The organism is Pseudomonas sp. BAY1663 (genome assembly GCF_000582595.1).
Lineage (GTDB): Bacteria > Pseudomonadota > Gammaproteobacteria > Pseudomonadales > Pseudomonadaceae > Stutzerimonas > Stutzerimonas stutzeri_AF.
Window position 1 is genome coordinate 1 of record NZ_AZSV01000129.1, and the last position, 8,173, is coordinate 8,173.

Below are 8,173 nucleotides of genomic sequence, written 5' to 3' on the forward strand. Positions count from 1 at the left end.
GCGAAGTGGCCGGCAACACCGGCCATGCCGCCGAGCTGACCCGCCAGGCGCAGAGGCTCAGCGTCGAGGGGCAGGACCGGGCCAGCGCCGCGCAGCAGCGCATCGGCGCGCTGGCCGGCACCCTGGACCATTCCGCCGAAGCGATCGGCGTGCTGAGCCGGCACAGCCAGGCCATCGGCGGCATCCTCGAAGTGATTCGCGGCATCGCCGAACAGACCAACCTGCTGGCCTTGAACGCCGCCATCGAAGCCGCCCGGGCCGGCGACAACGGCCGCGGTTTCGCCGTGGTCGCCGACGAGGTGCGCTCCCTGGCGCGGCGCACCCAGCTTCCACCGACGAGATCCAGCAGATGATCGAGGCCCTGCGCCAGGGCACGGGCGAGGTGGTCAGCCGCATGCAGCAGGGGTTGGAGCAATCGCGGGCCAGCGTCGAGCAGGTCGCGGCCACGTCCCGGGCGCTGGCCGACATCACCCGCCATGTCGCCGACATCGCCGCCGTCAGCGGGCAGATCGCCGAGGCGGGCACGCAGCAGGGCGCGGCGGCCGAAGAGATCAACCAGAAGCTCTGCGCCTTGCAGGAGCTGGCCCGCCACAGCCTGCAGCTGCAGCACGACAGCTATGGCGTGGCGGACGAGGTCAGCCGCCAGGCCGGGCGGCAACGAGCCTTGCTCATGCAGATGAATTGACAACCAACACGGAGAGCCGAGGATTTGTTCGCGGCCGTTACATCCAGATCAGGCGCGCCGCCTCGCCAATGGCGTAGCGCGTCCGATTCCGGAGTCGGGTAATTGGTGCGCTGCGCGATCACATCACCGTCGCTGATCAGCCTACTGAGTCCAAGAGTGCGGGTGAGCCCGCTCGGGCTTCCGGTCGCATGCTCTACTCCCAGCCAGCAGAACCGCCGGGCTAGTGAATGCGGGCCTTTGGCGGCTGGTCAATGAGGATATGCGGCGGGGCCAGGTAGTCGTCGCGGGAGAAGAAGCCGTTGCGGCTGGTGCCGGCTTCGGGTTGGCTCATGTGGTGGCCTGCTTGGCAGCCAGTTCGGCTTCGCGTTCGGTGATGGCTCGCTCCAGTTCGGGGGAGCGCGTGGCCCATTGTTCGGGCGGCAGGGGTTGCGACCATTCGACGATGGCTGGATCGGTCAGGTCGGGTGGTGGGGCAAGTTTCCAGTGTTGCAACATCAAGATCAGCGGCCCACCAAAGGCAAAGATGGTGAAACACAACCAGAGGGCTTTCCCATATTCACCAGCCTTGAGGTGATCTCTGATACCTAGGTAATAAGTCCACCATGCTCCCCAGAAAGGTCCTTTTCCTCCCAAGTTTTCACGAAGATTATCCAGGTCGTTCAAGTGAGGAACGGCCTCCGGGCCGATTTCCATATAGCTGCGCATGCACTCCCATAGGCACATGGCCGTGGTGCCGCCGCCACAACTGAAGCCCAGGGTGAAATGCCTGTCTGCCTCCCTGGCATTCGGATCGGGGTTGGTGAAACCAACCACCAGCATGCCCTGGGTGGTCTTGCCATGTTGGCCAATTGAGGACACGGCGGTGGCGGCGGCGGTCACCTGCTCCCAGGGCACGATCCAGTAGCTGCCATCCTTCTGTGGCACGCAGACTTCGCGGCGCTGACGGTTGAAGCGTACGGGAAGGGGAACGGGTTGGGTCAGGCTATGAAGCAAGATCAGGATGGGGATACCAAGCATGATGGAAAACAGTATCGTCAACCCAATATTCCGCCCGCCAAAACCGCCCGTGTTCCAGAGGATAAGAATCGCAAGCAATAGCGATGGCCATATCACCATGACCGCCGAGCCGATGCTGTAGGAACCGATATCGAGAAATACCTCGTTCTTGCGCCAGATGGTATTGAGCACATCCCTGGGCGGCTGGCCGGTGGGGATATGGGGTGGGGCCAGGTAGTCGTCGCGGGAGAACAGGCCTTTGCGGCCGGTGCCGGCCTCGGGTTGGCTCATGTGGTGGCCTGCTTGGCAGCCAGTTCGGCCTCGCGTTCGGTGATGGCTCGCTCCAGTTCGGGGGAGCGCCTGGCCCATTGTTCGGGCGGCAGGGGTTGCGACCATTCGACGATGACAGGATCGGTCAGGTCGGGAGGAGGAGCCAGTTTCAGGTTCTGGAGTTTCTCGGCGAAGTAGGTGCCCAGGAAGATCACGAAGAACAGACCATGCAGAACATCCTTGATATCACCCTTGCGCAGGCTGGTCACGATGGAGCCGATCTGGGTTTCCTCATATGGCCGCTTGCCCAGGCGTGTATCGGGTACGGCCTGCGGGCCGATCTCCATATAGCTGCGCATGCATTCCCATAGGCACATGGCAGTGGTACCACCGCCACAACTAAAGCCCTGGGTGAAATGCCTGTCCGCTTCCCTGGCATTCGGATCAGGGTTGGTGAAGCCGATCACCAGCATGCCCTGGGTGGTCTTGCCATGCTGGCCGATCGAGGAAACGGCGGTGGCGGCGGCGGTTACTTGCTCCCAGGGCACGATCCAGTAGCCGCCATCCTTCTGTGGCACGCAGACTTCGCGACGCTGACGGTTGAAGCGTACGGGGGGGGCACGGGTTGAGTCAAGCTGTGAAGCAAAATCAGAATGGGGATGCCACAAAAGCACATGAATCCAAACCAATAGAACAGATCAAGGGTCGTGTACCAGCCCATCCAGATAAATAGCAGCAGCAACGGCCAAATAATCATGACAAACGAGCCAATGCTGTAGGAGCCAATATCGAGAAATACCTCGTTCTTGCGCCAGATGGTATTGAGCACATCCCTGGGCGGCTGGCCGGTGGGGATATGCGGTGGGGCCAGGTAGTCGTCGCGGGAAAAAAGGCCGTTGCGGCTGCTGCCGGCTTCGGGTTGGCTCATGCGGAATCCTTGGGTTGCAGGTACTCGGTACCGTCCATGCGGTGGGGCGTGGCGCGATCCAGCTCCGGGGTCGGGTCGTCGGCGCGCAGTTCGATCACCTCGCCGTCGGTCAGCAGCCCGCTGGGGCCAAGGGTGTAGGCGAGCCCGCGCGGGCCGCCGATCACGTTTTCCAGGCCGGCCAGTAGCGCGACCGGGCTGTGGTAGCGCAGGCGCAACGAGGCGCGGGCCAGCGGCCGGGCGAAGGCGCCGCTCAGGCGCAGGCCCTGGCCTTCTCCCGCCGGTATCCAGGTACAGCGGCTGCCGCCGAGCCAGGTGGCGCCCAGGTCGGTTGGCGTACCCCGGGTACCTTCGCCGAATATCCTGACGCTGGTCGGGGTCGGGTTGCCGCTCAGGGCCAGTTCGACCTGCACGCTGTCGGGGTCGGCCCCCGGCAGGTCAAGGGTCAGGGCGGCGATGCCGTCCTGGGTAACGGTATCGCCCGCCGTGCCGGCGATCCGCACGCTCTCCGTCCGCAGGCCCAACCGTGGTTTATACAGCAGGGCGAGCAACTGCTCGAATTCGGCTACTTGCTGTTCCGCCGCCAGCCTTTCGCGCTTGTAGCACGGCCACGCGACCAGCAGCAGCCGGCCAGATAGTTCTGCAAGGGGGTGGTCTGGCGCGACCAGGCGTAGAGGTAGAGCCCGCCCAGCCCCAGCAACAGCAGGTTGAGCGGCCCCATGCCCAGTCGGAAGCGACGGATGGCGGTAGGGGTGTCGATCCTGTTGGTCAGACGCATGCCAGTCAGGCTCAAACCGAGAAGCCCCTGCGCTCCGTATACGGCCATTTGCCCGGTAACGGCTAGTCGTCTCGTCTCCAGCCAAGGATCGATACGGCTTTGTGCGTTTTCGATTTGGAGTTTTAGTGAATGCAACTCTTCTCGTGCAGCCAAAAACGACAGACCACCTACAGCCCCCCAAACAGCGTCAGAGTTGGAGCAATAGTCGCGTTACGCCCAATTTCCTCAATCCCTTTCCCAATAATCATCCAGTTCTGTACCACCGCCGTCAGGGCCGCGGCGGCAAACAGAGTGGCGGACAGATGTTCGGCACGGCGCTGGGCGCCTTCCCCTTCGAGCAGGCCGGCCTGGCTGGCGTAGTTGCTGGCGTTCAGGGCGTTGAGCAGCAGCGCGGCCAGCGGCAGCAGGCCGCCGCTGTTCTTCACGGCCGGGGATTGCATTACGCCGGCGGCGTTGCCGCTACGGATGGCTTGCGCGGTGTTGCGTGTCCACTGCTGCAGGGCGTCGGCCTTTTCGCCCAGCAGGCGCCAGACTTCCACGCCGTTCTCCAGGCCACGCACCAGGCGCGAGTCCTGGCCGAAGCGCGCCACCAGCAGCAGGCCCATCCACTGGCCGGCGAGGCCGGCCTGGGTCTTGCCGGCGAGCAGCGCCGCCCCCAGGCGCGAGACGGTTCCGGCCCAAGTAGCCCTCGACATCGTCGGCGAGCCGCTCCAGGGCGCGCAGGGCGGCTTCGTCCAGGGTCTTGCCCAGTGCCGTGCGGGTATCGGCCAGGTTGTCGAGGCTGAGTGCGGCGGCCAGCTCGTTCAGGCGGTTGGTGCTGTTGACCGCCGCCTCCAGCGACGGACTCCAGGCATGGAAGACCAGGCGCAGGCTGCCGGGGTCGTCGGAGCGCACGTAGCCGGCGAACTGTTCGGCGCCTTGCTGGCGGCTGCACTGGGCGCTGAGGCAGGCGTCGGCCAGTTCGTCGAGCCAGCGCTGGTGCGCAGGATCGGCGTAGTCGACGAACCAGGTGCCCGAGGCATGGCGGGGCAGGAACTGGCCGCGGTCGGCATAGAGCGCCTGATGGCGTTCTTCCACCTGGCGATAGTGGGCCGGGGCCTCCTGGTCGAGCCAGGCGTCCAGCCGTTCCAGGTCGATATGCTCGGTGACCTGCGCATGGGCGCGGCCACCGGCCAGGTTGGCGACCTTTTCCTTGCGGTACTCGCGCACGACGTATTCGACTTCTCCGTGCAGATCGGGCGGTATGAAGCCGCGCACCGGTGCCGTGGTGGCGGCCACCTCGGCATGTACCCCGGCCAGTTCCGCATCGGCCTGGGCATGGTTGTAGCGACGGCCGCGCTCCTGGTTGATGCGGCTCTCTTCCCTGAACAGTGCTTCGAGCCGATGCTGGCTGGCCAGGATGGTTTCGCCCTGGTCGGGGGTGATCTGGATATCGCGGTCACGGTAGCGGTAGTTGAGGAGGTTGGCCACTTCGCCGCCGTCCTCGCGGATCAGGCTGCGGATGAAGCCGCCGACGCTCTGGCGCAGGTTGTTGTCGGCGATCCAGTGCTCATGGCCAGCCTCCAGGCGTTCCTGCTCGTGGTTGAGGTCGCGCAGCACGCCCAGGTCGTCGTCGAGGGCGGCAAACACCGCATGCAGCGCGCCGGCATCGCTACGTGCCCGGGTGAGCCAGGCGTCGCTGGCGGGGACGTCCCAGGCGACCGCGCTCCATTCGCCCGGCCCCTGCTGCGCCGCTTCGGGATGGCGTGCGGCGGCCCGTTCGCGCTCGGCCAGCCAGGTGCGAGCATCCACATAGGCCTGTACGTTCTCGGCGCTGGGCGCTTCCATCATCCGCCTGCCCAGGGCGTCCACACCTTCGCGGTGGGCGGCGCCGTTGCGCGCATGGTCGTGGGCCAGGGCTTTTTCGCGCACTTCGGGCATCAGTTCCGCCAGTACCCGGTCGGCGTTGTCGAGGGTTGGGCAGTGCGGCGCTTCCAGGCTATGGGCCACTTGCGTGAGGGCGATATGACGCATGCGCTCGCCGGGATTTTCCACCAGATGCTGGCGAGCCCCGGTGGGCAAGGGGATTTCGCTGTACAGCAGCCAGGCGTCGTGGCGTTTGTCCAGGGCGATGCCGACCGACTGGCCGTTCATGGGCAGGGTGTCGTCGTCATCCAGGGCCTGTTCCAGCAGCAGGCCGTCGCTCGCCACGGCGTAGCGACGCAGAGGGCCTTCGTGGTGCCAGAGATAGAGGAAGCCGGGGCGCAGGCGGCGCAGTGCCATCGGGTGGCTTTGCGACGTGGTGCCAGGCTGGACGCAGGCATGTTCCGCTGGCTGTTCGCCCAGTGCATAACGGGTCGGGACGATGAAGACTTCCGCCTGGCGGACCGGGCAGGCGGCAACCGGGCTGGTCAGTTCTTCCCGGGAGAAATTCCGTTGGGCGGCCTTGTTGGCGGCGGCCAGGTTCAGCGCCTGGTCCTGGGCGTCGGTGGTCATTGGGCGACTTCCTTGTCGATCAGCAGTTGCCGTTGAAGTTCGAGTGCCAGATGGTTCAGGCGTTGCTCGGGGCGTAACTGCGGGGTGTCGAGTATCCGGCGATAGTTCTCATGGCCCTGGTCGTGCGGGAAGTCCGCTCCCAGCACGGCGCAGAGGTTGGCCCATTGCGCAACCTGATCGGCCGCGCCGTAGCCATGGGCACCGGCACCCTGGCGACAGCGGATGGCCCAGGCCAGCCGTGCGGCAGGATCGTTGCCCGCCAGGCAGTCGGGAAAGTGCTGGTCGATATGGGCGAGCAGGTGCCGGTCGAAGGTTTCCAGTTGAGCGCGGTTGAGCCGTGCGGTCTGCTCGTCGCTCAGATGCAGCCAGGGCGTGTCGTCATAGCGGGCCGCGGGGGACGGTGTCCGGCGCTGGAGTTCGATCGCCTCGGCGCCTGCTTCCGAGGCCGGGAGACGCATGCGCAGTATCGGGCCCATCAGCCGTTCACGCTCGTCCGCCGGCAGCTCGGGTAGCCAGTGCCGCATGATCCGCGGATCGTGGTAGCGCAGCAGCACGGTGGCGCCTTGTACGTCGGCATGCACGAGGCTGCGCAGATGCTCGATCAGCTCGGGCTCGCTGGCATCGGTCTCCAGCCACAGTCCGGCCCGGGCCTGCCAGTGTTCGACGAAGTGCCGTTCCAGACGGCTGTCGGAAGCGAGCCGTATCAATACCGGGCCGGCATCGGCCAGTGGCTCGTAGCGGGTGCTCCGGTAGAGCGGGTGCAATGCAGGCGCTTCTTCCAGCTGATGGAGCTGTAGCGGCAGGTTCTCGATCTGGGCGCCGTCGAGCAGCAGATAGGTCCGGTTCATCGATCGTCCTCCTGCTGGCAGATGGCGCAGAATGGCTGGGCCTGGACGGCGGCGCGCCGTAGCGCCTGCTCCTGCGCCTGGATCAGCAGATTACCCGCCTTGTCGGTATCGGCCGGCCGCGTCTGCCCCGGTAGGATCGGCTTCGCGCCCGGGCCCTTGCCTGGCGTGCCGCCGGAATTCATCTTGATCGCCGCGCCGTTCAGCGTTACGCCGCCCGGATCGAGCTTGAGGAAGCTGCCGCCGGCTGCGGCGGTGAGTTCCGTGCCAGCGTCGATCACCACCTTGTCGCCGGCGTAGTAGTGGATTTCCTGGCCCGCCTCGACGAACTGCCCGCTGCCGATCCGGATGTGCTGGTCGCGGCCCACCGTCAGGTGGTCGCTGGCCCTGACTTCCGTTTTGCGATCGCCGTGGGTGGTGCGGTGCTCTTCGGCCTGGAATTCGCTGTAGCTGTTGGCTTCGACGCGGTCGTGGCGTTCGTGGCCAACGCGGATCTTCTGGTCGTGCTCGATGTTCTGGTCCCAGTCGCGCTGGGCATGGATGTAGACCTGCTCGGCGCCCTTGCGGTCCTCGATGCGCAGTTCGTTGTAGCCATCGCCGCCCGGCGAGCTGAGGGTCTTGAACACCGATCGGGTCTTGTGCGCCGGCAGCTCATAGGGTGCGACGTGTTCGGCGTGATAGAGGCAGCCGGTGACCAGCGGCTGGTCGGGGTCGCCTTCGAGGAAGGTGACCAGCACTTCCATGCCCACCCGCGGGATGGCGACGCCGCCGTAGCGGTCACCGGCCCAGCTGCTGGAGACGCGCAGCCAGCAACTGCTCTTGTCGTTGCGCTCGCCTTCGCGGTCCCAGTGCTCTCTATCCCAGTGGAAGTGCACCTTCACGCGGCCGTACGGGTCGCAGTGGATCTCCTCGCCGGCCGGGCCGGTGACCACGGCGGTCTGGCTGCCGAAGATTTTCGGTTTCGGGTGTTTCAGGACCGGGCGGTAGGGGATGTCCCAGGGTGTGGCGAGGAAGCGGTTGCGGTAGCCCTGTTGGAAGCCGTCGTCTGGCTGGGTATCGCTGGTCGCCGACTCTTCCAGCACTTGCGGCTGGCGGCCTTCGTGGATCACGTCGTTGAGCAGCCAGAGGTCGTTCCACTGCTGGCGCGGATGGTCGCTGAGCGCGAGGAAGTGGCCGCAGGCGAGAAAGGCGTCGCTCCT

At 65.8% G+C, this 8,173-nt stretch carries 8 protein-coding genes and 2 pseudogenes; 2 read left to right on the forward strand and 8 right to left on the reverse strand.

The features are described 5' to 3' along the window. Window positions 1-5 precede the first annotated feature (5 nt). Together BAY1663_RS25730 and BAY1663_RS25565 are read left to right on the forward strand one after the other, a co-directional pair. Window positions 6-368 (forward strand): annotated as a pseudogene (locus BAY1663_RS25730) (methyl-accepting chemotaxis protein); the annotation flags it as partial. Continuing rightward, window positions 350-685 carry a hypothetical protein gene (locus BAY1663_RS25565; protein ID WP_051497202.1) on the forward strand — a complete coding sequence of 112 codons (336 nt, stop codon included), beginning with the start codon at window positions 350-352 and terminating at the stop codon, window positions 683-685. The pseudogene BAY1663_RS25730 and the gene BAY1663_RS25565, both read left to right, overlap by 19 nt. Before the next feature lie 327 nt (window positions 686-1,012). On the opposite strand, the gene BAY1663_RS21310 is transcribed toward BAY1663_RS25565, so the two are convergent. The 8 genes and pseudogenes from BAY1663_RS21310 to tssI all read right to left on the reverse strand — a co-directional run. Next, complete coding sequence (locus BAY1663_RS21310) at window positions 1,013-1,972, reverse strand: DUF6708 domain-containing protein (protein WP_037044781.1); 960 nt, start codon at window positions 1,970-1,972, stop codon at window positions 1,013-1,015. Continuing rightward, a pseudogene (locus tag BAY1663_RS21315) lies at window positions 1,969-2,879 on the reverse strand (DUF6708 domain-containing protein). Before BAY1663_RS21315 ends, BAY1663_RS21310 begins: the two are co-directional and overlap by 4 nt. After that, on the reverse strand, window positions 2,876-3,379 hold the full coding sequence (locus BAY1663_RS21320) for a hypothetical protein (protein ID WP_037044784.1): 504 nt from the start codon (window positions 3,377-3,379) through the stop codon (window positions 2,876-2,878). The pseudogene BAY1663_RS21315 and the gene BAY1663_RS21320 overlap by 4 nt, the downstream one beginning before the upstream one ends. A 62-nt stretch (window positions 3,380-3,441) precedes the next feature. Further along, complete coding sequence (locus BAY1663_RS23140; RefSeq protein ID WP_051497203.1) at window positions 3,442-3,654, reverse strand: hypothetical protein; 213 nt, start codon at window positions 3,652-3,654, stop codon at window positions 3,442-3,444. A gap of 167 nt (window positions 3,655-3,821) precedes the next feature. Further along, a complete protein-coding gene (locus BAY1663_RS23145) occupies window positions 3,822-4,193 on the reverse strand; it encodes a hypothetical protein (protein ID WP_051497204.1) in 372 nt (123 codons plus the stop codon). Then, window positions 4,114-6,129 (reverse strand): toxin VasX, encoded by a 2,016-nt coding sequence (locus BAY1663_RS21325; protein ID WP_051497205.1) that lies wholly within the window; start codon window positions 6,127-6,129, stop codon window positions 4,114-4,116. Before BAY1663_RS21325 ends, BAY1663_RS23145 begins: the two co-directional genes overlap by 80 nt. Beyond that, window positions 6,126-6,977: a DUF4123 domain-containing protein gene (locus tag BAY1663_RS21330; RefSeq protein WP_037044787.1), complete on the reverse strand. Its 852-nt coding sequence runs from the start codon at window positions 6,975-6,977 to the stop codon at window positions 6,126-6,128. The genes BAY1663_RS21325 and BAY1663_RS21330 overlap by 4 nt, the downstream gene beginning before the upstream one ends. Next, window positions 6,974-8,173, reverse strand: a 1,200-nt coding sequence (gene tssI / locus BAY1663_RS21335) for a type VI secretion system tip protein TssI/VgrG (RefSeq protein WP_128576430.1), incomplete at its 5' end; no start/stop codon positions are given. The genes BAY1663_RS21330 and tssI, both read right to left, overlap by 4 nt.

Coding starts and splice junctions, on each gene's coding strand:
- BAY1663_RS25565 (WP_051497202.1), top strand. CDS start 350: ATGATCGAGGCCCTGCGCCAGGGCACGGGCGAGGTGGTCAGCCGCATG.
- BAY1663_RS21310 (WP_037044781.1), bottom strand. CDS start 1,972: ATGAGCCAACCCGAGGCCGGCACCGGCCGCAAAGGCCTGTTCTCCCGC.
- BAY1663_RS23140 (WP_051497203.1), bottom strand. CDS start 3,654: ATGCGTCTGACCAACAGGATCGACACCCCTACCGCCATCCGTCGCTTC.
- BAY1663_RS21325 (WP_051497205.1), bottom strand. CDS start 6,129: ATGACCACCGACGCCCAGGACCAGGCGCTGAACCTGGCCGCCGCCAAC.
- BAY1663_RS21330 (WP_037044787.1), bottom strand. CDS start 6,977: ATGAACCGGACCTATCTGCTGCTCGACGGCGCCCAGATCGAGAACCTG.